At 57.0% G+C, this 23,446-nt stretch carries 21 protein-coding genes; 16 read left to right on the top strand and 5 right to left on the bottom strand.

Going from position 1 to position 23,446, the window contains the following annotated elements; genetic code table 11:
- Positions 1 to 260: 260 nt before the first annotated feature.
- Positions 261 to 581: a DUF883 domain-containing protein gene (locus Q0903_RS05070; protein WP_299413392.1), complete on the bottom strand. Its 321-nt coding sequence runs from the start codon at positions 579 to 581 to the stop codon at positions 261 to 263.
- A gap of 123 nt (positions 582 to 704) precedes the next feature.
- Positions 705 to 1,514 (bottom strand): response regulator, encoded by an 810-nt coding sequence (locus Q0903_RS05065; protein ID WP_299413390.1) that lies wholly within the window; start codon positions 1,512 to 1,514, stop codon positions 705 to 707.
- Between the two features lie 96 nt (positions 1,515 to 1,610).
- Between Q0903_RS05065 and Q0903_RS05060 the strand changes: the two genes are divergently transcribed.
- The 4 genes from Q0903_RS05060 to Q0903_RS05045 all read left to right on the top strand — a co-directional run bounded on the left by Q0903_RS05060 (position 1,611) and on the right by Q0903_RS05045 (position 4,295).
- The gene (locus tag Q0903_RS05060) at positions 1,611 to 1,769 is read left to right on the top strand and encodes a NepR family anti-sigma factor (RefSeq protein ID WP_299025940.1); all 159 of its coding nucleotides are present in this window, start codon (positions 1,611 to 1,613) and stop codon (positions 1,767 to 1,769) included.
- Positions 1,766 to 2,323 carry an RNA polymerase sigma factor gene (locus Q0903_RS05055; RefSeq protein ID WP_299413388.1) on the top strand — a complete coding sequence of 186 codons (558 nt, stop codon included), beginning with the start codon at positions 1,766 to 1,768 and terminating at the stop codon, positions 2,321 to 2,323. Before Q0903_RS05060 ends, Q0903_RS05055 begins: the two co-directional genes overlap by 4 nt.
- Positions 2,324 to 2,326: 3 nt before the next feature.
- Positions 2,327 to 4,048, top strand: coding sequence for a histidine kinase dimerization/phosphoacceptor domain -containing protein (locus Q0903_RS05050; protein WP_299413387.1), 1,722 nt, complete (start codon positions 2,327 to 2,329; stop codon positions 4,046 to 4,048).
- 82 nt (positions 4,049 to 4,130) lie between these two features.
- Positions 4,131 to 4,295, top strand: coding sequence for a hypothetical protein (locus tag Q0903_RS05045; protein ID WP_299025933.1), 165 nt, complete (start codon positions 4,131 to 4,133; stop codon positions 4,293 to 4,295).
- Positions 4,296 to 4,374: 79 nt separating this feature from the next.
- Here the strand turns inward: Q0903_RS05045 and Q0903_RS05040 are convergent, their stop codons facing one another.
- Positions 4,375 to 4,926: a cupin domain-containing protein gene (locus Q0903_RS05040; protein WP_299025930.1), complete on the bottom strand. Its 552-nt coding sequence runs from the start codon at positions 4,924 to 4,926 to the stop codon at positions 4,375 to 4,377.
- Between the two features lie 193 nt (positions 4,927 to 5,119).
- Between Q0903_RS05040 and gabT the strand changes: the two genes are divergently transcribed.
- Both gabT and Q0903_RS05030 read left to right on the top strand, forming a co-directional pair.
- The gene (gene gabT, locus Q0903_RS05035) at positions 5,120 to 6,502 is read left to right on the top strand and encodes a 4-aminobutyrate--2-oxoglutarate transaminase (protein WP_299413383.1); all 1,383 of its coding nucleotides are present in this window, start codon (positions 5,120 to 5,122) and stop codon (positions 6,500 to 6,502) included.
- A 109-nt stretch (positions 6,503 to 6,611) separates the two neighbouring features.
- Positions 6,612 to 7,451: a hypothetical protein gene (locus tag Q0903_RS05030; protein ID WP_299413381.1), complete on the top strand. Its 840-nt coding sequence runs from the start codon at positions 6,612 to 6,614 to the stop codon at positions 7,449 to 7,451.
- Here the strand turns inward: Q0903_RS05030 and Q0903_RS05025 are convergent.
- Positions 7,429 to 9,051: an FMN-binding glutamate synthase family protein gene (locus Q0903_RS05025; RefSeq protein ID WP_299413379.1), complete on the bottom strand. Its 1,623-nt coding sequence runs from the start codon at positions 9,049 to 9,051 to the stop codon at positions 7,429 to 7,431. The two genes, Q0903_RS05030 and Q0903_RS05025, sit on opposite strands and share 23 nt — an antisense overlap.
- Before the next feature lie 725 nt (positions 9,052 to 9,776).
- Between Q0903_RS05025 and Q0903_RS05020 the strand changes: the two genes are divergently transcribed.
- The 10 genes from Q0903_RS05020 to smpB all read left to right on the top strand — a co-directional run bounded on the left by Q0903_RS05020 (position 9,777) and on the right by smpB (position 21,898).
- Positions 9,777 to 10,877 (top strand): carbon-nitrogen hydrolase family protein, encoded by a 1,101-nt coding sequence (locus Q0903_RS05020; protein ID WP_299413376.1) that lies wholly within the window; start codon positions 9,777 to 9,779, stop codon positions 10,875 to 10,877.
- Between the two features lie 88 nt (positions 10,878 to 10,965).
- Complete coding sequence (locus Q0903_RS05015; RefSeq protein ID WP_299413373.1) at positions 10,966 to 13,701, top strand: aminotransferase class I/II-fold pyridoxal phosphate-dependent enzyme; 2,736 nt, start codon at positions 10,966 to 10,968, stop codon at positions 13,699 to 13,701.
- Positions 13,702 to 13,725: 24 nt separating this feature from the next.
- The gene (locus Q0903_RS05010) at positions 13,726 to 15,183 is read left to right on the top strand and encodes a biotin carboxylase (protein ID WP_299025914.1); all 1,458 of its coding nucleotides are present in this window, start codon (positions 13,726 to 13,728) and stop codon (positions 15,181 to 15,183) included.
- A gap of 83 nt (positions 15,184 to 15,266) precedes the next feature.
- The gene (locus Q0903_RS05005; protein WP_299413370.1) at positions 15,267 to 16,238 is read left to right on the top strand and encodes a C45 family peptidase; all 972 of its coding nucleotides are present in this window, start codon (positions 15,267 to 15,269) and stop codon (positions 16,236 to 16,238) included.
- Complete coding sequence (locus Q0903_RS05000; RefSeq protein WP_299413367.1) at positions 16,238 to 17,347, top strand: CaiB/BaiF CoA-transferase family protein; 1,110 nt, start codon at positions 16,238 to 16,240, stop codon at positions 17,345 to 17,347. Before Q0903_RS05005 ends, Q0903_RS05000 begins: the two co-directional genes overlap by 1 nt.
- A gap of 82 nt (positions 17,348 to 17,429) precedes the next feature.
- On the top strand, positions 17,430 to 18,098 hold the full coding sequence (locus Q0903_RS04995) for a paraquat-inducible protein A (RefSeq protein ID WP_299414480.1): 669 nt from the start codon (positions 17,430 to 17,432) through the stop codon (positions 18,096 to 18,098).
- Positions 18,065 to 18,715, top strand: a complete 651-nt coding sequence (locus tag Q0903_RS04990) for a paraquat-inducible protein A (protein ID WP_299025907.1) — start codon at positions 18,065 to 18,067, stop codon at positions 18,713 to 18,715. The genes Q0903_RS04995 and Q0903_RS04990 overlap by 34 nt, the downstream gene beginning before the upstream one ends.
- Positions 18,708 to 20,792, top strand: a complete 2,085-nt coding sequence (locus Q0903_RS04985; RefSeq protein ID WP_299413363.1) for an MlaD family protein — start codon at positions 18,708 to 18,710, stop codon at positions 20,790 to 20,792. Before Q0903_RS04990 ends, Q0903_RS04985 begins: the two co-directional genes overlap by 8 nt.
- Position 20,793: 1 nt before the next feature.
- Positions 20,794 to 21,351, top strand: coding sequence for an ABC-type transport auxiliary lipoprotein family protein (locus tag Q0903_RS04980; protein ID WP_299025902.1), 558 nt, complete (start codon positions 20,794 to 20,796; stop codon positions 21,349 to 21,351).
- Positions 21,352 to 21,409: 58 nt separating this feature from the next.
- Positions 21,410 to 21,898 (top strand): SsrA-binding protein SmpB, encoded by a 489-nt coding sequence (smpB, locus tag Q0903_RS04975; RefSeq protein WP_299025899.1) that lies wholly within the window; start codon positions 21,410 to 21,412, stop codon positions 21,896 to 21,898.
- Between the two features lie 404 nt (positions 21,899 to 22,302).
- Here smpB and Q0903_RS04970 read toward each other — a convergent pair whose 3' ends face one another.
- On the bottom strand, positions 22,303 to 23,262 hold the full coding sequence (locus Q0903_RS04970) for a pirin family protein (protein ID WP_299413358.1): 960 nt from the start codon (positions 23,260 to 23,262) through the stop codon (positions 22,303 to 22,305).
- Positions 23,263 to 23,446 lie beyond the last annotated feature (184 nt).

Here is a 23,446-nt window from a genome sequence, read left to right as displayed (position 1 = left end):
CAACCAGTAAATCGGCGCAGATTTTGAGGCGGCAGTTTTCAAACGCGCGCTTTGCGCCGTGGAGCTGCAAGGGCGAGCCCGAGCGGACCTGCGCCTGTGTAGAGCGCGCCTAGGATCGCAGCGGGGTGATCGACGTGGTCATTCAGCCAGCAATTGCCAGACCAGTCGCCATGGCGATGCACGTCCAAATGTTGATCGCGGCGGTCTGTGCCGTCTGCTTTGCCTGCCTGCGTGGGTTTTTAATGAGGTGGCCAAGTGATTTAGCGACGCGCGCTTGCCATCACCCCGACGAGAAAGCCGATACCCGCCGCCAGACCCAGTGCCGTTGCAGGCTGGGTTTGTACAAACTCTTCTACATTGTTTTGTGCCTTCGCTACAGTAGCGCGGCCCGATGCGTGCAGCTCTGCCGCCTTATCTCTGGCCGCTTCCTTTGCTGCTTTGGTTTTAGCAGCACCATAATCGCCCAGCGTTTCTGTCAGCGCGGCGATATCGGCTTTCAAGGTTTCGATTTGCTCTGACAGGTCCTGCAGGGTTGCATCGCTGGTGGCTTTGCCGCTTGCGGATGTTTTTGCATTTGCCATGATGTGTCTCCCTTTATGGATTGCTTGCAGATTTAACGCGCCATACCGCACATGGGTTCGTGGAAATGCAAAAGCCCCGCCATTTCTGGCAGGGCTTGGGTTTGTTTGCAGTCTGTCGTGGTGTCAGACGTGCAATGTCTCTGTGGATGAAAAGAACATTGCCTGACTGACTGCCGAAATCACCTGATCCTCGGTGTAGGGCTTGGAAATCAGGAACGCAGGCTCTGGCTTGTCGCCTGTCAGCAAACGCTCGGGGAAGGCGGTGATGAAAATCACGGGACGCTCGCCCAGCTCGCCCAGCAGATCGTTGACCGCATCAATACCGGACGAGTTATCGGCAAGCTGGATATCGGCAAGGATCAGGTCGGGCACATCGGCACGCCCCAGCTCGACAGCCTCGTCACGGGTGCGGGCAATTCCGGTGACGCGGTGGCCCATGTCGCCGACGATGCTTTCGATATCCATCGCAATGATTGCTTCATCCTCAATAATCATGACGGATCCCATGACGCTGTCGGCCATCTCGCGACGTGCGACCGACACCAGTTCTTCTGCCTCGGCTTTATCGACGCCGATGATGGTGGCGATGTCGCGATAAGAGAAACCTTCGATGGTATAGAGCAACAAGGCCTCACGGCTGTTGTTGGTCAGCTTGGCGAGATGTTTCTGCGCCTTCGCTCTGGGACCAGCTTCACCCTCTTCGATCGGCGCACCCGCACTGGCCCAGATGCCATAGAGGACGCGGTAAAGACCGGTCTTCACGTCCATACCGTCCAATACCGAACGATCTACCAAAATCGCCTCTAGCGCGGCGGCAGCGAATTGATCGCCGCTTGATTGGCTGCCGGTGAGAGCACGCGCGTACCGGCGCAAAAACGGGATGTAATGCCCCAACTGGTCACTTACGCTTTGCCCTGCTTGTTGATCACTCATATGAGCCGTTCCTTTTTTGTAATATCTTTGGAACTAAACACCGTAGGTCTGCGTTTGGTTCCCGAACTGCAGTAAATTATTTATGAACGAGGGCAAATGACCGGTAGAAGCCAGAAAAAATCCCATGAGGGAGTTATCGACGAGAATTTGCGCCGTGTCTATGAAGAGGCGATTGAAGAAGGCGTGCCTGACAGGTTCAAATCCCTTCTTGAACAGCTAAAACAGCAAGACAGCGAAAAGGACAGCAGCCGATGAGCAACGCTGATCCTCGGGACGAGTTGGTTGAACATTTGCCCGCAATGCGCGCATTTGCCATATCGCTGACGCGCAATAACGCTACTGCTGATGACATGGTGCAGGACACATTGGTGAAAGCATGGACCAACATCGAGAAATTCGAAGTTGGCACCAACATGCGGGCATGGCTGTTCACCATTCTGCGCAACACCTACTATTCTTCGCGCCGCAAGGCCAAGCGTGAGGTCGCGGATGTGGACGGTACGTTTACCGAAGGTCTGGCAGAAAAACCTGCACATGACGGTCACTTGCAGATGCAGGATTTTCGCGTCGCACTGGGCAAACTGAAGGACGAGCAGCGCGAGGCGTTGCTGTTGATTGGCGCGTCGGGTTTTTCCTACGAGGAAGCGGCGGAGATGTGTGGCGTGGCTGTCGGTACGATCAAGAGCCGTACCAACCGTGCGCGCAAACAAATGGCCGAGTTGATGGGTCTGAAAGAGGATGAGGCGATGGAGATGACTGACGATGCAACGATGTCTGTTCTGTCCGCTTCCAAGATGGCCAGTTTCTAACTCATGACATCAGGCTTTCTGCGCCATAGCCTGTTTCGTGGGCTGGCGTTCCGCGTCATTTTGTTTCTATCGCTGGCTTTGTTGCCGATTGGTTTGATTGCTGTAATGCAAACACGCCAGATCGCGGACCAAAGCCAGCAAACCGCCGAACTGTCGTTAATGGCGGTGACGGAGCAGGCTGCTGTCACCGAGAGGACAATTTTGCAAGAGGCGGTAGGTGCCGGTCGCGCGCTGAGTTCGGTTGTGCGCCTGGTCCGTGACGATCCCGAGCGATGCACGGAGTTCTTGAAAAACTACAAGTCCGAGAATGGCGACTATCGTCTAGTTGGTTTTGTACAGAACGACGGTGTGATGAACTGCTCGTCCACGCGTGAGACTTATGACCTGTCCGGCTCTGCAATTGTAAAAGAGGCAATAGAGCGCGGCACGCGGACTGTCACCGCAGTGGCGCGGGGGACGATTTCTGACAGATCGGTAATTGTGATCACAACGCCGGTTTTCGAAGGTGATGAATCGATTGGGTTTGTGTTCATTTCGATCAGCCGTGAGGCGCTTGTTACCTCCGAACTGTCCTCGGGGGCTGTTGCGCCTCTGTCGCTGATCACTTTCAATGGCAACGGCCAGATTATCACGTCTGAGCATGAGCCGGGCATCGCCGAGGCGGAACTACCTGCATCGTACGCGCTGGCGCAGCTGACGGGCGGCGCGCGGCAGGTATTCACCGCGCAAAATACTGTAGGGATAGAGCGGGTCTATGCGGTGCTGCCAATGCTGCAGGGCACGGTTTTTGCGATGAGTGTCTGGCCCACGGATACGCCTTTGCTAGAGACTGATTTTTCGGGTCGGGTTTCGACATTGCTGCCTATCATCATGTGGGTGGCCAGCCTGATTGTCGCATTTTGGGCGCTGAACCGCCTGGCGATCAAACATATCCGAAAGCTGGGTCGGCAGATGCGCCACTTTGCCCTGAACCGTACTTTGCCGCGCAAAATTCTAGGGGATGGTGTTCCGCTGGAAATCGCCGCGATGGAACAATCATTTCTGGGGATGGCTAATTCGATCCTGCAGGACGAAGCGCGGTTGGAGGACAGCCTTCGCGAGAAGAACATCTTGCTGAAAGAAGTGCATCACCGCGTTAAGAACAATCTGCAGCTGATTTCGTCCATTATGAACATGCAGATCAGGCAAGCGCCGACAGAGGCAAACCGCCGCGTCTTACAGCGCCTGCAGGACCGTATTCTCAGCCTCGCTACGGTGCATCAGAGCATCTATCAGGACAATGAGATGTCGCGTGTTGATGCGGGAATGTTGTTGCGCGAAGTCGTCTCGCGCAATCTGGCTGTAGGGCTTGCACCCAACTCGGGAATCAACGTGGTCGAAGAATATGACAACATTCTTATCGCCTCTGACGACGCGGCCCCACTGACACTGCTGGTGTCCGAAGCTGTGACCAATGCGCTGAAATACGTGCCTGCAGGCGGCATCTCTGATAAGCAGATCGGCGTAAGCCTCAAACAGACCGGCGATGAGATGGCGCAGCTGCGGATCGTCAACACGGCGGGTGGCGAAACGGATGATGAAGGCACTGGCCTCGGGTCTAAGCTGATCCAAGCGTTTGCGCGCCAGTTGAATGGCACGCTGGAAAGTGGCGAGGAAGAAGGGATGTTTGTTTTGCAGCTGTCTTTCCCTGTGCCGCTGACCGACAAAAGCACCTACGACTACTAATCACGCGTCCGTTTCCGGCAATCGGGAACTTTACCGCTTTGGCGTGGTTCTATTGCTGACGACCAAGGAAAAGGAGGCACCCATGACGAATGAAATGTTCATTGGCGGCCTCATGATCCTGATGATGGTTGCTGTTATTGTGGTTGCCATGACATCGGTAAACCGCACTGACCATAACCGCTTTGACGAGGATCACACGCCTCGCAAAGACCGCGATAGCCACAGGCCTAAAAAGGGTAGGCGTTAGGGATCGTCAGACTTGAGGTCCGACGAAAGATCGAAAGGCTCTTCCGTTTCGCGGGAGAGCCTTTTGCTGGTTGGAGCGTTTAGAAAACGGGTGGTGTCAGGGCGCTGACGATTTCGCATGGGGCGTCGCCTGTGTTGCGGAATCGATGGGGTTGTCGGCTGTCGAATAAATATCCGTCGCCTTTGGTGAGTATGGCAATTTCGCTTCCCACGGTCAGCTCGATTTCGCCTTTGGTCACGATACCCGCCTCTTCGCCTTCATGGGCCAGAAATTCTGGGCCCGTATCCGCGCCGGGCGGGTAGGTTTCGTGCAGCACTTGCAACGTGTGGTCGCGCGCATTGCCCAACTGCCTGAGTGAGACCTGTCCGGGTCCATCCGGGGCCAGTTGCGTGAATTCATCCGCTCGATAGAAAATTTTCGGCGCGCTTTGATCTTCCAGCGCGCCAAAGAATTCTGCCATCGAGATCGGGATCGCGTCCAGCAAGCTTTTGAGCGAAGCAACAGAGGGAGAAGTTTTATCTGTCTCTATCAGCGAAATGGTCCCGTTGGTCAGGCCTGCGCGTGTGGCAAGTTCGCGCTGGGACAGCCCGCGTTCCATTCTGATCTGTTTCAGACGTTGTCCGATATTCAAAGCGGTCGTTTCCGTTGGTTGGGGCGCTGTGCACTGGGCGCACAGGGCGGCGGAGTTTGGCCGACATGACCATCCAAACCAGAAAACTACAAGTGGCCGAGTAATCCTGATTGACAATTAAATTAAACGGGACGAAAGGTTTTTTAAACGCGGGGTTTGCCGCGTCTGATTTTCGCAGATTAGGATGAGACCCATGGCCAGCACCGCAAAGCGCGCGCCGCGCAAAGTTACAAAAAAGAAAGCACAGATCGCAATCGTCGAGCCTGCTGCACCCGTTACCTACACCAACGCTGATCTTGTTGCGCGCCGCGAGGCTGCTGTGCCGCGTGGTGTTGCCTCGGCAGCGCCTGTTTACGCATCTTATGCAGAAAATGCAGAGCTGTGGGACGTGGATGGCAAGCGGTTCATCGACTTTGTCGGCGGTATTGGTGTGTTGAACACAGGCCACCGTCACCCTGGTGTGATTGCTGCAGCCAAGGCCCAAGAAGATCTGTACACGCATACCTCGTTTCAGGTTGTTCCTTATGCGCCCTATATCGAGCTGGCTGAAAAGCTGAACGATATCGCCCCGGGTGACGCGCCCAAAAAGACGTTGTTGGTTACAACTGGTGCGGAAGCGGTTGAAAATGCAGTGAAAATTGCGCGTGCAGCAACAGGCCGTCCTGGTGTGATTGCTTTTACTGGTGGCTATCACGGTCGCACGCTGTTGACGCTGGGCATGACCGGAAAAGTCAGCCCTTATAAAAAGAACGTCGGCCCGTTCCCTGCCGATGTGTTTCGCGCGCCATTCCCGTCTGTGCGTGACGGCATCACCGTCGAAGATGCGCTGACGGGCCTGCAAAACCTGTTTCTGACAGATGCGCAGCCTGATCGCATTGCTTGCATGATAATCGAGCCTGTTTTGGGCGAGGGCGGCTATACTCCTGTGCCGTTCGAGATGCTGACTGCGTTGCGTGCAATCTGTGACCAGCATGGCATCCTGCTGATCGCTGACGAAGTGCAGGCAGGCTTTGGCCGTACAGGAAAATGGTTTGCGATCGAACATTCTGGCGTTGTGCCTGACCTGATCACTGTGGCGAAATCGATGGCGGGTGGCTATCCGCTAGCGGGTGTTATTGGCCGTGCCGATGTTATGGATGCGATGGATCCGGGCGGTTTGGGTGGCACCTATGGTGGCAACCCTGTTGCTTGTGCGGCGGCCTTGGCTGCAATCACCGCGATTGAGGACGAAGACTTGTTGGCGAAATCCATTGCGATGGGTGACAAGCTCAAGGCGCGTTTTGCCGAGATTGGCGCGCGGGCAGCCCCTTACCGTATGTGGGATATTCGCGGCTTGGGCGCGATGGTCGCTGTCGAGTTTGTAACGGACTTTGATACCGCCGCGCCAGATGCCGCCCTGACCAAACGCATCATCGCCCACGCGTTGGAGCGGGGTCTGTTGCTGCTGAGCTGTGGCATGCATGGCAATGCGATCCGTGTGATGGTGCCACTGACCGCATCCGAGGAGATCGTCGACGAAGGTCTGGCGATTTTTGAGGAGGCGTTGGCCGCCGCGGTTGCCGAGGGCGCTGCATAAACGGCCTTGCCCATGTAATGATCAATGCGCGCGGGGGGAAACCCTCGCGCGTTTTTGCTTTTGTAGTCTTTTGATTTGGCGAATACTGCGAACCTGTAAAGGGGGCGCTATGTGCCGTTGGCTGATATTGATCTGCTGTCTACTGGGACTGCCTGCACAGGCACAGGACACCCTGCGGTTAGGTGTATTCGGTGTGGTAGAAGCTGTGGCACCGCTGACGGTTGCAGGCCAGCGCATCGTTGTGCCGGATGGTCAGCGTATCATTAGCCCGCTGGGCGCAGAAAAATCGGTGCAACGGGGCGATGTTTTAGCCATTGCGGCGCAGGTGGTGCAGGGCAAGGTAACGGCCACCCGCATATTTGAGGTCTACGCCATTGTCGGCCCTGTCTCGCAGGTGCGGGGCCACATCGCCCGTATTATGGGTACTGCCGTTCATATCCCCCCAAACGAGGCGCTGGATGTGGGCGATTGGGTCGCAGTGAGTGGTTTTTGGAGCGGTGAAACCGTGATCACAACCAATATTCGCCGTGTCGGCGCGGCTGGGTTCGGACATTTGACCAGCACAGTTGACGAAGAGACGATGCGTGCTGGCGGCAGTGACTTGCGCCGTCTGGAATGGCCGCCTGACGGGTTTGGCGGCAACGTCTGGTCGCTTAGTGGAACGGCGCAAGATAACGGATTGGTCGTGCGTTTGCTCGCTAAGGGCGTATTCGGTGGCGATGTTGATCTGGCGCTTTGGCAGGGTCATGCCTCCCCGCCGGTGGCATCACAGACCTATGCGATCTATGGCACTGGCATCACAGGGACCGCGCGCGATGCGCAGATGCCAGCGGCGGGGGCGCTGATTTCGCGGTGCGCGCGGGGCGGACGCGTGGTACGGGCCGCCCCTGAAGCGTTGGAAACGGCCTATCTGTTGTTGGGATGTGCTAGATATACTCTGGCGGATTGAACGTCTGCGCACTGGCCCGTGACCAGCGGTCTTTGTACCCCATATGGTCTGCGGCATCGTCATCTATCAAAAACCCAATTGGAAGATAGGGGAATGCCTTATTCCCTTGGACCATCGAACGGTCTGATTGCCGCTGCATCAGGTGGTGGGGCAAAAACTGGCTTGGGTTGGACAGGCCCGCGGCCCCCGTCATTTCACCCAAAGCGACCAGCGTTTCGCGGTGAAACCGCGCTACGCGTTTGGATTTGTGTACCGGATCAAGCGCGCGTGCGCGGAGGGGATCTTGGGTTGCGACACCCACAGGGCAGTGATTGGTGTGACAGGCCTGTGCCTGAATGCAGCCGATCGCGAACATAAAGCCGCGTGCAGAATTGCACCAATCCGCCCCCAGCGCCAATGCGCGCGCGATGTCAAAAGCCGAAACAACTTTGCCTGCTGCGCCCAGTTTGATCTGGTCGCGGATGCCAGCGCCGCGCAGGGTGTTGTGTACAAAAGTCAGTCCTTCAACCATGGGCATGCCGACATGGTTTGCAAACTCAAGCGGGGCTGCACCCGTGCCGCCTTCGGCCCCGTCAACGACGATAAAGTCGGGGATAATACCTGTCTCCAGCATTGCTTTGACCATGCACATGAATTCGCGTTGGTGGCCGATGCACAGCTTGAAGCCGACAGGCTTGCCACCTGATAGATCGCGCAGGCGGCCCAGAAACTCGCACATCTCGATCGGGGTGGAAAAGGCCGAATGTGCAGCAGGCGATACGCAGTCTTCCCCCATCGGAATGCCGCGCGCTTCGGCGATTTCCTCGGTGATTTTGCCAGCGGGCAGCATGCCGCCATGACCGGGTTTTGCACCTTGGCTCAGCTTCAGTTCGATCATCTTGACCTGTGGTAGTTGTGCGGTGACTGCAAATTTATCAGGATCAAAGCTGCCATCCTTCGCACGCGCGCCGAAATAGCCCGAGGCCACCTGATAGATCAGGTCGCCGCCGCCTTCCTTGTGATAGCGGCTGACCGATCCTTCTCCTGTATCATGGGCAAATCCGCCCTCTTTTGCGCCCCGATTCAAGGCTTGGATCGCGGGACCTGATAGGGATCCAAAGCTCATCGCGGAGATATTGTAGATGGAGGCATCATAGGGTTGTGCGCAGTCTTTGCCGCCTATCATGATCCGGAAGTCCGAGTTGTCGATATGCTTGGGCTGAACGGAATGTGTGACCCAGCTGTAGCCGCCTTCATAGACCCGCTTTTTCGTGCCGAACGGGCGGGCATCTTCCTGCCCTTTGGCGCGCTGGTAAACAAGGCTGCGCTGATCGCGGCTAAACGGTTCTTCGTCCTGATCGTCTTCCAGAAGATACTGACGGATTTCGGGGCGGATTTTTTCCATCAGAAAACGGATATGGCCCAACACCGGATAATTGCGCAAAACTGAATGGGAGGATTGACGTACATCACGCCAACCCAGTGCGGACAGGGCCGCAAACACCGCCAGCGGCAGCAAAAACCAAGCCGACCAAATCAGTGCTGCCAGCAAACTGAGCACAGCGAGAATAGCAACGCCCGCAAGGGTACTGTAACGGGTGAGTTCGCGTAGATGGGACATTCATGGCTCCGGACTGCTGTGCGTTGGCTACTGTAGAAAGATGTAGAGCGTATTAAAGCGCGCCTTGGCAAGAGGCGCACAGGTATATGACCCTTCTGTGATCTTGAGTGCGCACATGGGGTACGCCTATTATTTGGGCGCTTCATGATCGTTTTGTCTGCCTGTCCCAGCGCCTTAGTTTATTGGTGTTTGCGTGAGGACATACGGGTTGCTCATCTTGCGAAACCTGCCTACGCTTTATCTCAGGGAACAGAACGGCGGGGAGCGGCGTTGGGCTATACAGCGGATAGGTTTGCGTTGCACTGAAACGCCTATCGGAAATAAGCGGTTTTGAATTCAGGTAATGCGATCCACCGTCAGAAGACGCAGCTCACATACCGAAAAAGGGGAGAGGGAAGATCGTAGATTTGCACGTGAATTGCTGTGGGGGACCCTCTGGTGAGGACGACGTTTCGGCAAAGCACTTTCGTCAGTCTGGCGGGTTCATCGATGTTGAACCCGTGCGAAAATCGGCTGCTGGTTTTCCTCTTGTTTCTTTCAATCCGATCAGTAGCACGTGCAGCGCAGCACGCAGAGCGGCGGCATAAAATCACCCTCCCCAACCCGACATATCAACACATGATTGCCGCAGCGTACGCCATGTGTTTGGGGTGTTTCACTCCTCGTTCAAAGGGCGTATGGGCTGGGACAAACGGCCAGTGCCGTATCCCCCGGAGTGAGCAGATATGACCCCTTTCGCAATTGCCGGCGTGCAGATGTACGTCAATGCCCTACAGCCCAATGTCGATGGTATGATCCAGCGGCTTGATATTCTGATGGCGCGGTTCCCTTGGACACAGATGGTGCTGTTTTCAGAGTTGGCCCCTTTTGGCCCGCTGGACCAGTATGCACTGCCACCACAGAATGATGCGCTGGAGCGGTTTCAGGCGACAGCGGCAAAGCACCGTGTCTGGCTGATCCCCGGTTCGATGTTTATCACCGATCCCGAAGATGGGCGGATCTATAATACGTCCGTGGTGATCAACCCCGCAGGTGAGATCATCCGCCGTTATGCCAAGATGTTCCCGTTCCGCCCGTATGAAAGCGGCATTGCGGCGGGTACGGATTTTTGTGTGTTCGACGTCCCGGAAGTGGGCCGCTTTGGCTTGTCGATATGTTATGATATGTGGTTCCCCGAAACCACGCGGCAGTTAACCAGTCAGGGCGTCGAGGTGCTGCTGCACCCTGTGCTGACAGGCACGACCGACCGTGATGCAGAGCTGGCGATTGCGCGGGCCACAGCGGCGCAGTTCCAGTGTTATGTGATAGACGTGAACGGTCTGGGCGCGGGCGGCGTGGGTAAATCCTGCGTGGTTGATCCGACATCTATGGTGCTGCACCAATCCGCAGGCCAAGAAGATATGTTCCCCATCGAGGTCGACCTCGATATGGTGCGTCGCCAGCGTGAGACGGGCATGAAAGGTCTGGGACAGGTTCTGAAATCCTTCCGCGACCGTTCGACCGATTTTTCGGTCTATGACCGGACCAGTGGCACGGATGAATACCTCAAAACATTGGGGCCGCTGGCGATTCCACAGCAGGGGACAACAGCAGGTCTGGATACGACCACGCCTGCCATGCGCGTGCCTTATGCACCGTCTTTTGACGGGCAGGACAGTCAGCCGGGCTTTGCGCACAAGGTGCCGCCCGCCTTTCCGGTAGAGCCATTGCCAAACCCCTCTGCTGGAACGGCGACGCCTGTTGCCGAACCAGCGGAGGCCCCTACGCCTGTTGCCAAACCCGGTGTCCTGACAGGAACAGCGGGATCAAACACTTCCAGCGGCTAGGGCCGCGATCTGGTGGGGGCGGGCCATGTGGCTGCCCCTGCCGCGCATCGAACGGCCCAGTCGCGCAGCACTATGCGGAGAAAGACCGATGAATTCGATGAAAGACTATTCGTCAGCGATCCAGCTGCGATCCGACCGGTGGAGTGCGCTGCGTGAGGCAACGGCGGCGCTGACGCGCAACCCTAATGCCGCCGAAATGGCGCAACTGCGTGCCACGGTGGAAAAGCTGTTTGAATCACTTGGCACGATGGAGGCCTATTGGGCCTTTCCGGGCAAAGCTGCATTTGCCCTGCTGCGGCGACATTTCGAGCACGGCAAGCTGGATGATGTCAGCTTTGCTGTTAACAGGATCACCCGCGCGTTGACGACCGGGGCGTATCGCCGCCGATCCATCCCGCTGGAGCGCGACAGCGTGGATCAGGACGAACAGGACGACGATGCCCACCACAGCCCCGAAATGCGCGCGCTGTCCAAGCCCTATTTCGAAGTGCTTATCGTCGATAGCGTAAACGAGCATCAGGAACGCTGGCTCAAGACCAACGTCACAGGCATGCGCCGCCCCGAAGACCCGTTTATCTATGAGGCGGTGGTTGTGCCCTCGATCGAGGACGCGTTGATTGCGGTGCTGTTCAACCATAATATACAGGCCATTGTCGTGCGCCCCGGGCTGGTGCTGCACTCCGACAAGGTCGAGGACATTCTGACCCACTATCTGGCACGCGCTGGCGGGCGCGACGAGATTGATGCGATCCCGCCCGAAAATTATGGGCCAGAGCTGTGCCGTATGATCGCCCGCGTGCGCCCCGAGCTTGATGCCTATCTGGTCACCGAACGCTCGGTCGAGGATATCGCGGGGCTTGATCTGGGGATTTGCCGGCGCGTTTTCTACAACTCCGAAGATTTTATGGAACTGCACCTGAACATCCTGCGCGGGGTGCAGGCGCGCAACAAGACGCCGTTTTTCACTGCATTGGTCGAGTACTCCAAGCAGCCGACAGGCGTATTCCACGCGATGCCCATCAGCCGCGGTAAATCCATCACGCGCAGTCACTGGATACAGGACATGGGCGCCTTTTACGGGCCGAACATCTTTCTGGCCGAAACCTCGGCCACGTCCGGCGGGCTGGACAGTCTGCTGGAGCCTGTCGGCCCGATCAAAGAGGCGCAAGAGCTTGCCAGCCGCGCGTTCGGTTCAAAGCAGACGTTTTTTGCGACCAACGGTACATCGACCTGTAACAAGATCGTTGTGCAGGCCCTGTTGAAACCCGGTGATATCGTGCTGGTGGACCGTGATTGCCACAAGTCGCACCACTACGGCATGGTGCTGGCCGGCGCACATGTCAGTTATCTCGACAGCTACCCGCTCGATAAATATTCGATGTACGGGGCGGTGCCGCTGCGCGAGATGAAGCACCGTTTGCTGGAGCTGAAAGCGCAGGGCAAGCTGGACCGCGTGCGGATGTTGTTGCTGACCAACTGCACTTTTGACGGGTTGGTCTACAACGTAGAGCGGGTGATGCAGGAATGTCTGGCGATCAAACCCGACCTGATTTTTCTGTGGGACGAGGCGTGGTTCGCCTTTGGCCGCTTTAACCCGACCTATCGCCAACGCACGGCGATGAACGCCGCCAATGTGCTGCGTGCGCGGTTCAAGACCCAAGCGCACCGCGATGCCTATGAGGCGCAGCAAGAAGAGCTGAAGGATGCGGATGACGAGACGCTGCTGAGTACCCGTCTGATCCCGCCGCCCACGTCGCGGGTGCGGGCCTATTCCACCCAGTCTACGCACAAAACCCTGACCAGTCTGCGGCAGGGGAGCATGATCCACGTGAACGATCAGGATTTCAAAGGCGAGGTCGAGCAGAGCTTTCACGAGGCGTATATGACGCACACCTCGACATCGCCCAACTACCAGATCATCGCATCGCTGGATGTCGGGCGTCGTCAGGTAGAGCTGGAAGGTTTCGAGTTTGTGCAGCGCCAGATCGAGGCGGCCATGTCCATGCGACGTGCGATCACGGACCATCCGTTGCTGGGCAAGTATTTCAAAGTGCTGACCGCTGGTGACATGATCCCCGAAGAGCACCGCGAAAGCGGGGTCACAAGCTATTACGATGCCGAACAGGGCTGGACCGACATGTGGGATTGTTGGGAGCGTGATGAATTTGTGCTGGATGCCAGCCGCGTGACGCTGCTGGTTGGTGGCACGGGTTGGGACGGCGACACCTTCAAGAACAAGGTTTTGATGGATAAATATGGCATCCAGATCAATAAAACCTCGCGCAACACCGTTCTGTTCATGACCAACATCGGCACCACGCGCTCCAGCGTGGCCTATTTGATCGAAGTGTTGGTCGAGATTGCCAAGTCACTGGATGAGTTGAACGATGACGCCTCTGGCATGGAAAAGCTGGGGTTTGACCGTCGCGTCAAGAACCTGCTGGAAGACTGCCCGCCCTTGCCCGACTTCAGCCGCTTTCACAAAGCGTTTCTGGAGAGCGGCAACAGCCGTGAAGGCGATATCCGCAAAGCGTTCTTTCTGTCCTACGAGGATAAGAACTGCGACTATCTGGAACTGAACGGGTCACTGAAAGAAGCGATGGAGCGGGGCGACACGATTGTTTCGGCCAGTTTCATCATCCCCTATCCGCCCGGTTTCCCCATTCTGGTGCCCGGACAGGTCGTCAGTCAGGAAATCCTGAGCTTTATGCGCGCGCTGGATGTCAGCGAAATCCACGGCTATCGGCCCGATCTGGGCCTGCGGGTGTTTACGGCGGAGGCACTGGAAAGCGTGTCGCCCTCAACGCTCAAAGCAGCCGAATAAATACCCATAGAAAAGGAGCACAAAATGGCTACCGTTCTCAAGAATATCTCTGAAATCCGCCGGTTCTTTCACCGCAACGAAGACCCTGTGTATTTCATCTCGGCCACCAACTTTAACCTGTTGGGGCTGGACGAATGGGTGAAGAATTTCAAATACATCTGCTACATTGACTGTTACGGCGGCAAGCACCCCAACGTGTTCTGCCCCTCCGAGCAGCCGCATGCGGAGTTCCAGTCTATCGAAGACATCAACAATTACCTGTTGCAGCACAAGGAAGTCATCGACTTCATTAAGAAGCGCGGCGGCAAGCCCAAATTTGTGTTCCTGATGTTCGACGAGGAAACCGAGCGTTTGTCCAAAGAACTGGGCGCGGAGGTGTGGTTCCCCAAGGCCAAGCTACGCACCAAGATGGACAACAAGATCGAAACTGTGCGGATCGGCAACAAGGCGGGTGTGCCATCGGTGCCCAATACGCTGGCCGAGGTTAAATCTTACGAAGACCTGCGCAAGACCTGCGAAAAGGCCGGGATCGGGCATGATCTGGTGCTGCAATCCGCTTTTGGTGACAGTGGCCACACTACATTCTTTATCAAAAACGAGGCCGACTTCCGCCGCCACCAGTCCGAGATTATCGGCGAGGGCGAGATCAAGATTATGAAGCGGATCAATTGCCGTGGTGCGGCAATCGAGGCTTGCGCGACCAAGGAAGGAACTATCGTTGGCCCGTTGATGACAGAACTTGTCGGTTTTAATGAGCTGACACCTTATCGCGGCGGCTGGTGCGGCAACGAGATGTTGGCAACGGCCTTTCCGCCCAAGGTGCGTGAGCAAGCGCGTGAGCTGACATTCAAATTCGGCGAGCAGTTGCGCAAGGAAGGCTACCGCGGCTATTTCGAGCTGGATTTCCTGATCGACAAAAAGACAGGTGATCTGTGGCTGGGTGAATTGAACCCACGTATCACTGGTGCGTCATCCATGACAAACCACGCAGCCTTTGCCCATGCGGACGCGCCATTGTTCTTGTTTCACCTGCTGGAATTTTCCAAGAAAAAGTTCAATTTCGACGTGGATGAATTGAATGCGCGTTGGGCCGATCCTGCTAATATCGACAGCTGGAGCCAGATGGTAATCAAGCACACGACGGACAGCGTTGATATATGCTCGGACGCGCCCGAGACCGGCATTTACCGCATGCGCGAGGACGGAACCGTAAACTTTGACCGCTTCGACTATCACCGTCGCGCCGTAGAGAGCGAGAACGAGGCGTTCTTCCTGCGCATCTTGCAGCCGGGGGATTACCGCTATGAAGGGGCCGATATTGGCATCCTCGTGACGCGCGGGCGGTCCATGACCAAGGGCTTCCAACTGAACGAACGGGCCAAAAAGTGGATCCACGGCATCAAGAGCAAGGTAGAGGGCAAACCGCTGCCTGTGGCCGCCGCTGATCCGCTGTTGTCCGACCCTGCGTTCAAGATACTGTAAGGTATACCTGTAATAGCGGTTGGTGGGGTCTCCGTGACGGTTTCGAAAAACGAAACGCCTACGCCGCTCTAGAAAGGTCGCCCATGTACTGGCGCGCTATCTCAGAGGATTTGCCCGGACCGAAGTGGGCCGGGCTTTTCCGCGAATATTGGTCCGACTATCGGGCATGGTGGCTCAAAGAGGGTGAGACCGCCCGCCCGACCTATGCGGCCAGCCTGCGGGCACTGCGCACGCATATGCCAGAGATGGTCCCGCTGTACGAAGAGTTGTGCGAGCTGGCGGGGGGTGGGGATCACGCAGCGCGGTTCCTGAGTTTCTACACGCCGCCGCCCTATCTCGCCTCATGCTCCCAAGCGATTTGGGCGGGCAAGCAACCTGTGATGGTGCGCAATTACGACTATAACCCCAAAGCGTTTGACAGCCTTGTACTGCGTACCAAATGGATGGGCCGTGCAGTGATGGGCACGTCTGATGGCCTATGGGGGCTTGTGGACGGGGTGAATGACAAGGGTTTGTCGATTTCGCTGACCTTCGGCGGGCGGCGCGTTGTGGGCGAAGGGTTCGGCGTGCCGCTGATCCTGCGCTATGTTTTGCAAGTGTGTGAAACAGCAGAGCAGGCAGGCGCTGTGCTGGCTCGTGTGCCAACCCACATGAGCTATAACGTCACGGTGCTGGACCGCAAACGCAACTACCTGACTGTAATGATGGCGCCCGATCGCCCTGCGATTATCACCAACGCGGCGGTGGCTACCAATCATCAGGAAAACGTCGAATGGATCAGCCACGCGCGCTTCACCGCCACGGTTGAGCGGGAGCGGTTCTTGTTGCAGCGGTTGCGCTTGCATCAAGACCCCGAAGAGAAGTTCATCAATGCGTTCTTGCGGCCACCACTCTATTCGACGGCGTTCAGTCAAGGGTTTGGCACGCTCTATACAGCCGTCTATCGCCCCCGTAAAAAAGAGATGGAACTGCGGTGGCCCGGTGTTGCCTGGCCGCTGTCACTTGGGGATTTTGTAGAAGGCGCGCGCGAGGTCGTGTTGCCGGGAGTCGTATAATGGCAGGACCGCTGGCATCATTGAAAGTCGTCGAGTTTTCGGGTCTGGGGCCTGCGCCTTTGGCGGGGCAGTTGCTGGCCGATCTGGGTGCGGATGTTGTCACGGTTGATCGCAAAGCTGCACCTGCCGACCCTACGGACATCAATCGCCGTGGCAAACGCTCTATCGTGCTTGATCTGAAATCGCCCCACGGGTTGGAGGCCGCACAGCGCCTGATTGCGGCCAGTGACGTGCTGATCGAAGGGTTTCGCCCGCAGGTGATGGAGCGGTTGGGACTGGGGCCAGAGGCCTGTCCTGACACCTTGATTTATGCCCGCATGACAGGTTGGGGGCAGGACGGGCCATTGGCCCAAAGTGCGGGCCATGATATTAACTATCTGGCGCTGACGGGCGCATTGCACGCCATGGGCGAGGCGGGACGCCCCCCTGTGCCACCGCTCAATCTGGTGGCGGATTATGGCGGCGGCACGATGTTCTTGCTGTTTGGCATCCTCAGCGCTGTGATCGAGCGGGGCGTGTCGGGCAAGGGTCAGGTTGTCGATGCGGCGATGGTAGACGGTGTGCCCGCAATGATGGGGCTGATCCACGCGATGCTGGCACAAGGCGCATGGCGCGAAGAGCGCGGTGCGAACTGGCTGGATGGCGGTGCGCCATTCTATCGGTGCTATACCTGCGCCTGTGGTGGTTTCATCTCTGTTGGCGCGCTTGAGCCTCAGTTCCACGCGCTGTTGTTGGAAATGGCAGATCTGCCGCTCGGTCATCAAAACAGCCAGAATGAGGACCGCCAATGGCCCGCACGCCACAGGCTCTATGCTGAGGCCTTTGCGCGCAAAAGCCGTGATGAATGGGCTACGATTTTTGAGGGGACAGATGCCTGCGTGGCCCCGGTGCTGACGTTTTCAGAGGCACGGCTACACCCGCACATGGCCGCGCGTCAGACGCTGGTGGCCCCGAATGGTATTTTGCAAGCGGCCCCCGCGCCGCGCTTCGGGCGCAGTAAGCCAGCTATGCCGCCGACGCCAGTTGCCATAGGTTCGGGAACCGATGAGGTGCTTGAGCAGTTAGGGTATGACGCTGCAAGCCGTAAGGCTTTTGGCTCCAAGCCATAGACGGTCTGCGCACAATGAGGTGTGTTATACGTCTTGGTAACCCGCTATATGTAGGCCCATGACTGATACTGCTCTCACTAATATGCCCGTAGCGAAAGTCGACGGTGTGCCGCAAACGCCCTATTTTTCACGCGGCACGCTGGAAAAGTTGATCGTTTGCCCCGTGTGCGATGCCACCTATCAGCTAGAGCGGCCCCGCAACGGCGAGCAGGCCGTCTGTGCGCGCTGCCACAAGGTACTGATCGCGCCACGCCGTAAAGCAGGCGCACAGATTATTGCGGTAGCTGTTGCAGTTGTTGTGTTGATTATAGCGGCAAGCGTTTTCCCTTTTTTGCAGATTTCGGCGGGGGGGCGCAGCAATGCTGTGTCAATCCTTGATGCCGCGCTGACCTTTACCGAGGGGCCGCTGCTGGTGCTGTCCTTGCTGACGGCGGGGTTCATCATATTCGTGCCGTTGCTGCGGATGTTGCTCACGCTTTATGTGCTGGTCCCTGTTGTGTTGGACCGCCCTGCCGCGCGTCACGCGATACCCGCGTTCCGCCTGTCCGAGGCTTTGCGCCCTTGGTCGATGGCAGAGATTTTTGCGCTGGGATGTGCGGTGGCGCTGGTCAAGGTGGCTGATCTGGCCACGGTCAGTTTTGGCCCCGCATTCTGGATGTTTGGTGTCTTGGTGGTGCTGGTCATCGCGCAAGACGGATTTATGTGTAAGTGGTCGGTATGGAACTCGCTGGAAAACCCGAAAAAACAGTAACGGCCCGCGAGGCCGGTCTGGTGGCCTGCACACGCTGCACGCGCGCGTGGCCCATCGAGACAGAAGTCTGTGGACGCTGTGGTGCCAAGCTGGTGTCGCGCGATACGCACAGCCTGCAGCGGGTTTGGGCGCTGTGGCTGGTTGGCCTGATGTGCTATGTCCCGGCCAACACCTATCCGATGCTACGCACACAGCAGTTGTTTTCGGTCGAGGAAAGCACCATCATCGGTGGTGCCGTTGATCTGGCGCATTATGGCGCCTACGGCATCGCCACGATTATTCTTGTCGCTTCTGTCGTGATCCCGCTGAGTAAATTCTGGGCCATCGCCTTTTTGGCGATCAGCGTTCAACGCCACGGTGGAATTGCAACAGGCAAGAGACTGCTGATGTACGAAGTTGTCGAGTATATCGGCCGCTGGTCGATGATCGATATCTTCGTGGTTGCCATTTTGTCGGCGCTGGTGCAACTCCAAGGTCTGGCATCTATCACGCCAGGACCAGCTGCTTTCTTTTTTGCTCTGTCGGTTATTTTCACTATGCTTTCTGCCCAGGCGTTTGACCCACGCATGATCTGGGATGCCCAAGCGACTGATGACGAGGCGTCAAAACATGTCTGATACTCCGCCCACAGTGGCCATCAAACCTGCCCGCAAGCGGTCTGCGTCTGGCATGTCGTTTATCTGGCTGATCCCGCTTTTGGCGATGGTGGTGGCCTTTGGTGTGGCATGGCAAACCTATGCTTCGCGCGGTCCGGTGATCGTTGTGGGTTTTGCTGATGGTTCGGGCATTGCCGCAGGCGAGACCAAGCTGAAATATCGTGATATCACCGTGGGTGAGGTGGAAGAGGTGGGCTTTAGCGAAGGTCTGGACCGTGTCGAGGCGCATATCAGGCTCAAGAAAAAGATCGCCCCCTACGTCGACGAAGGCTCGGTTTTCTGGATCGTGCAGCCCGAGGTGACGGCACAGGGGATCAGTGGCCTCAGCACAGTATTGAGCGGTGTCTATATCGAAGGGTCGTGGGACAGCGCCATCGGCGAGGCGGCAACCACATTTCGCGGATCGGACGTAGCGCCGTTGATCAAACCCGGTGTTGAGGGTCTGCAAATTGCGTTTCGGACTACAACCAATGGTACACTGACCGATAATACACCGATCCTGTTTCGCGGAATCGAAGTGGGCAAGATTGGTCGCGCACAGATTGCGCGGAGCGGTGCCTTCGCCATTGTGGAGGGGCTGATCTATGACAAGCATCGTCATTTGATCAATTCGTCAACGCGGTTCTGGGACACATCGGGTTTCGAGGTTTCATTCGGGCCAAGCGGTGCCGAGATTGATTTTTCTTCGCTGGCCACGCTGGTGGGCGGCGGGATCACATTTGATACGTTTGTATCTGGGGGCGAGCCCGTTTTGGACGGGGAAGTGTTTGATGTGTTCGTTGATAAGGAATCGGCCCGCAACAGCCTGTTCACCACCTCCGAGGTTGACCCGCTTCAGCTGAGTATCATTTTCGACGAGAACGTATCCGGCCTGACCACTGGCGCACCTGTGGAGCTGAGCGGATTTCGGGTGGGCACTGTAACCAGCCTTTCGGGCATTGTGGATTTCAACCAGTTTGGCGACAGCCGTGTGCGTCTGAATGTCATTATCTCGATCCAGCCTGCGCGCCTCGGCCTGCCAGGCGAAGTGACGGCAGCTGCCGCCCTGAGCTTGCTACAAGATCGTGTTGCCAACGGCCTGCGTGCGCGGCTCGCTTCGGCCAGTTTGCTGACGGGTGGGTTGAAAGTGGAACTGGTCGAAGTGCCTGATGCACCGTCGGCACGTCTTGTCCCCGTGGGGTTGGACCTGCCGGTTATGCCCACAACAACCTCTGAAACATCGGATGTAGAGGCTACTGTTGAGGGTGTGTTTACGCGGATCAACAATTTGCCGATCGAAGAGCTGTTGAACAGTGCGATCAATGTGATGAACTCGGCCGAAGTGCTGATGTCGAATAGCGATCTGCAAGAGACGCCCGGCGACGTGCGCGCCTTGCTCAGCGATATTTCAGGCATCGTAACCTCGGATGATGTGAAAAATATCCCTGTAGCACTCAACGCGACTTTGGTACGGGTCGAGGCGCTGGTGGCCGAGCTGGAACAGCAGCGCATCGCCGAGACGCTGGGCAAGACGTTGACCGCCGCGTCAGAAGCGGCAAGTGCTGTTACGTCCTCTGTCGAAGGGGTGCCCGAACTGATCGCAGAAATACAGACCGTTGCCGCCAAAGCTGCCACACTGGAATTTGATACGCTGGTGTCCGAGCTGACCTCGCTCACCTCCTCTGCCGAGGCGTTGGTCAGCAGCCCCGAAACAGCGCAATTGCCTGTGGCTCTTGCGGGTGCGCTGGACCAGTTAAACGCGACTTTGCGCGAACTGCGCGAAGGCGGGGCGGTGCAGAATGTGAACCAAACGCTGGCCTCTGCGCGCACGGCGGCGGATAGTATTGCGGTTTCTGCCCGTGATCTGCCGCAAGTGATTGACCGACTGAACACGCTGTTTGCGCAGGCGGGGCGCACGATTGAAGGCTATAATCAGGGCGAACAACTGAGCCGCGCTGCCGAGGCTGCATTGCGCGATATTCAACAAGCTGCCGGTGCGCTGGAAAAACTGGCGCGCACAATTGAACGAAACCCGAACTCTCTGCTGCTGGGACGCTGATATGATATTTACGAGACCTCTTGCCATTGCTGCCACGCTGGTTTTGCTGGCTGCTTGTGGCGCCCCTGAACGCATTGCGGTGAACCCGCCTGCCATCACCGAGACCGTGCGCATTGGATTTTCCTCTGTCGAGGTCAAAGACGTCTCACTGCCCAGCTATGCTGCCGCAGACGAGATTGCCCAGCAGGCCCCTGACGGTACGCTAATCACGTCCAAAGTGCTGTGGGCCGACGCGCCCGAACGCGCCGTTGGTCTGGAGTTGAGCCGTAACCTCGCGCGTCTCACGCGTAAGCGTATCGCATCAGAGCCTTGGCCGTTCGAGGAAGACGCTGCTGCCACGCTGGACGTGCGATTTGCTGATCTGGTGGCGGGCACGGATGGTACATTCCGCGCGACGGGCCAATACTTTGTTGGTGTCTATGAGGGGCGTGAACGATCGGGATTGTTCGATCTGAGCGTCGCCTATGACCCCAAGGGCGGACCAACAGCCATCGCGGATGCGCGCGGGCGGATCATCGTTGATCTGGCCAGATTTTTGGCACGCAAAGCTCTTCGCTGAGATACCACGCTAAGGCAATGCCTTGCATGCAAGGCCCAAGGACCCTACATCGCTGGCTATGGCACAGGTAAAATCATCATCCAAATCGGACCCGAATTATAAGGTCATCGCAGAAAACCGCCGCGCGCGGTTTGATTATGCGATCGAGGATGACGTTGAATGTGGCATCATGCTGGAGGGGTCCGAAGTGAAATCCCTACGCATGGGCGGATCGAACATCGCTGAAAGCTATGCGGCCGTCGAAGACGGTGAGCTATGGCTGGTGAACAGCTATATCGCGCCCTACAAGCAGGCCAAGACATTCGGCCACGAAGAGCGCCGCCGCCGCAAGCTACTTGTGAGCCGCAAGCAACTGGCGAACATGTGGAACGAGACCCAGCGCAAAGGCATGACACTGGTGCCCATGGTCATGTATTTTAACCATCGCGGCATGGCCAAGATCAAGATCGGCATCGCCAAGGGTAAAAAGCTGCATGACAAGCGTGAGGACGCGGCCAAGCGCGATTGGTCACGCCAGAAATCGCGCCTTTTGAAAGATCACGGATAAAGCCCAGCTTCAAAATTGTCAGATGACGGGTGGAGCAGGCGCGATCGCTGCGCCCCACGCTTTTAGGCGGTCCCTGTGTCCTGATGTTGCCGCTGATCTACTTATCGGTAGGGATGGAACTGGCAGGTCGACAGCTGCCAGCGTGAGACTTTGTAAACGAATTACAGAATACCAATCAGCATGTGAATGAACGTGCAACTTGCAGGCAAAGCAGGAGCTTCATGAGCTGCTGGTGTTTTGCGTGAACGGATTCTCTTTTTGCAAAAGCAGCGTGCCGAGGGGTTTGGCATCCCAGTTAAGGGCGCGCAGACAATCCCGACATGCAAAAGCTGTATTCGATCTGGCCCATTCGGCCTGCCCAGTGCATGTGCGTTGAGCTGGTGAGAACTCTGCCAAACGCCAGATCAACCCTTGGGTCGCGTACGATCCAAATCAGGGGTGATTGGGATAAACTCTGCGTCGTCTCCTGGAGGCAAACGGAAGGGGCCATTCTCCCAATCGCCAGCTTTCCAGTCTTCCTTGGCCTGTTCGATCCGGTCTTTTGAGGAAGATACGAAATTCCACCAGATATACCGCTTTTCGTTCATGGTAGCACCGCCAAGGGCCATGAAACGTGCGCCTTGTGGTCCGGCCCTGAGTGAAATCCTGTCGCCTGGACGAAAGACCATCATGCGACCAGCCTCAAACACGTCACCTGCGACCTCTACACTGCCTTGGGTCACATATACGCCGCGGTCTTCATGGTTGTCTGGCATCGGGAAGGATGTGCCAGCATCAAGAACAACATCAAGATAGAACGTCTCGGAGTGCATGGTGACCGGACTGACCTCGCCGAACGCATTACCGAGTATAAGGCGGGCGGTCGTGCCAGTGTCTGAAATGACGGGAAGAGCTGCTTCTTTATGGTGCTCGAAATCGGGCTCCATTTCCTCACGGTCTTCGGGTAGGGCGATCCATGTCTGGATGCCAAACAGTTTGTTGCGCCCTGCGCGGGTCTCTGCGCTGGTGCGCTCGGAGTGGGTGACGCCTTTGCCTGCGGTCATCCAGTTGACCTCGCCGGGGTAGATCATCTGATGGGTACCAATGCTGTCGCGGTGTTCGAATTCGCCCTCGTAGAGGTATGTCACGGTTCCCAAGCCGATATGCGGGTGGGGGCGCACGTCGATGCCGCCATCGTCGATAAACTCTGCAGGACCCATCTGGTCAAAGAAAATGAAAGGGCCGACCATCTGCCGATCCGGTGATGGCAAAGCGCGACGCACATCAAAGCCGCCAATGTCACGTGCACGCGGGATAATCAAAGTCTCGATGCTGTTTACATCTGTTTCTGGGCACATTGGATTTTGCGTGGGGTTCCAGCTCATGACAGGTTTCCTTTGTTGCGAAGGCGATACGAGCGCCGCGTTTGATTGCTACAAATGTAAATCTAAGCCGCGAGGCCGAAATACAATACCGCGACGGGGTGGCGTCACTATGGGCGCCTTTGGAAATCATGCGACCATTGACGATGGGCAGCACCGATACAGCATCTGCTGACAGCTTTTGTCT

The sequence above is a fragment of the uncultured Sulfitobacter sp. genome (genome assembly GCF_947502895.1).
Taxonomy (GTDB): domain Bacteria; phylum Pseudomonadota; class Alphaproteobacteria; order Rhodobacterales; family Rhodobacteraceae; genus Sulfitobacter.
Note: the sequence above shows the minus strand (reverse complement) of the source record. Positions and strands in the feature narration are given on the sequence as shown.

Bases quoted from the DNA above. Each gene is read 5' to 3' on its own strand.
- Q0903_RS05070 (WP_299413392.1), bottom strand. From the start codon at position 581: ATGGCAAATGCAAAAACATCCGCAAGCGGCAAAGCCACCAGCGATGCA.
- Q0903_RS05065 (WP_299413390.1), bottom strand. From the start codon at position 1,514: ATGAGTGATCAACAAGCAGGGCAAAGCGTAAGTGACCAGTTGGGGCAT.
- Q0903_RS05060 (WP_299025940.1), top strand. From the start codon at position 1,611: ATGACCGGTAGAAGCCAGAAAAAATCCCATGAGGGAGTTATCGACGAG.
- Q0903_RS05055 (WP_299413388.1), top strand. From the start codon at position 1,766: ATGAGCAACGCTGATCCTCGGGACGAGTTGGTTGAACATTTGCCCGCA.
- Q0903_RS05050 (WP_299413387.1), top strand. From the start codon at position 2,327: ATGACATCAGGCTTTCTGCGCCATAGCCTGTTTCGTGGGCTGGCGTTC.
- Q0903_RS05045 (WP_299025933.1), top strand. From the start codon at position 4,131: ATGACGAATGAAATGTTCATTGGCGGCCTCATGATCCTGATGATGGTT.
- gabT (WP_299413383.1), top strand. From the start codon at position 5,120: ATGGCCAGCACCGCAAAGCGCGCGCCGCGCAAAGTTACAAAAAAGAAA.
- Q0903_RS05030 (WP_299413381.1), top strand. From the start codon at position 6,612: ATGTGCCGTTGGCTGATATTGATCTGCTGTCTACTGGGACTGCCTGCA.
- Q0903_RS05025 (WP_299413379.1), bottom strand. From the start codon at position 9,051: ATGTCCCATCTACGCGAACTCACCCGTTACAGTACCCTTGCGGGCGTT.
- Q0903_RS05020 (WP_299413376.1), top strand. From the start codon at position 9,777: ATGACCCCTTTCGCAATTGCCGGCGTGCAGATGTACGTCAATGCCCTA.
- Q0903_RS05015 (WP_299413373.1), top strand. From the start codon at position 10,966: ATGAATTCGATGAAAGACTATTCGTCAGCGATCCAGCTGCGATCCGAC.
- Q0903_RS05010 (WP_299025914.1), top strand. From the start codon at position 13,726: ATGGCTACCGTTCTCAAGAATATCTCTGAAATCCGCCGGTTCTTTCAC.
- Q0903_RS05005 (WP_299413370.1), top strand. From the start codon at position 15,267: ATGTACTGGCGCGCTATCTCAGAGGATTTGCCCGGACCGAAGTGGGCC.
- Q0903_RS05000 (WP_299413367.1), top strand. From the start codon at position 16,238: ATGGCAGGACCGCTGGCATCATTGAAAGTCGTCGAGTTTTCGGGTCTG.
- Q0903_RS04995 (WP_299414480.1), top strand. From the start codon at position 17,430: ATGCCCGTAGCGAAAGTCGACGGTGTGCCGCAAACGCCCTATTTTTCA.
- Q0903_RS04990 (WP_299025907.1), top strand. From the start codon at position 18,065: ATGGAACTCGCTGGAAAACCCGAAAAAACAGTAACGGCCCGCGAGGCC.
- Q0903_RS04985 (WP_299413363.1), top strand. From the start codon at position 18,708: ATGTCTGATACTCCGCCCACAGTGGCCATCAAACCTGCCCGCAAGCGG.
- Q0903_RS04980 (WP_299025902.1), top strand. From the start codon at position 20,794: ATGATATTTACGAGACCTCTTGCCATTGCTGCCACGCTGGTTTTGCTG.
- smpB (WP_299025899.1), top strand. From the start codon at position 21,410: ATGGCACAGGTAAAATCATCATCCAAATCGGACCCGAATTATAAGGTC.
- Q0903_RS04970 (WP_299413358.1), bottom strand. From the start codon at position 23,262: ATGAGCTGGAACCCCACGCAAAATCCAATGTGCCCAGAAACAGATGTA.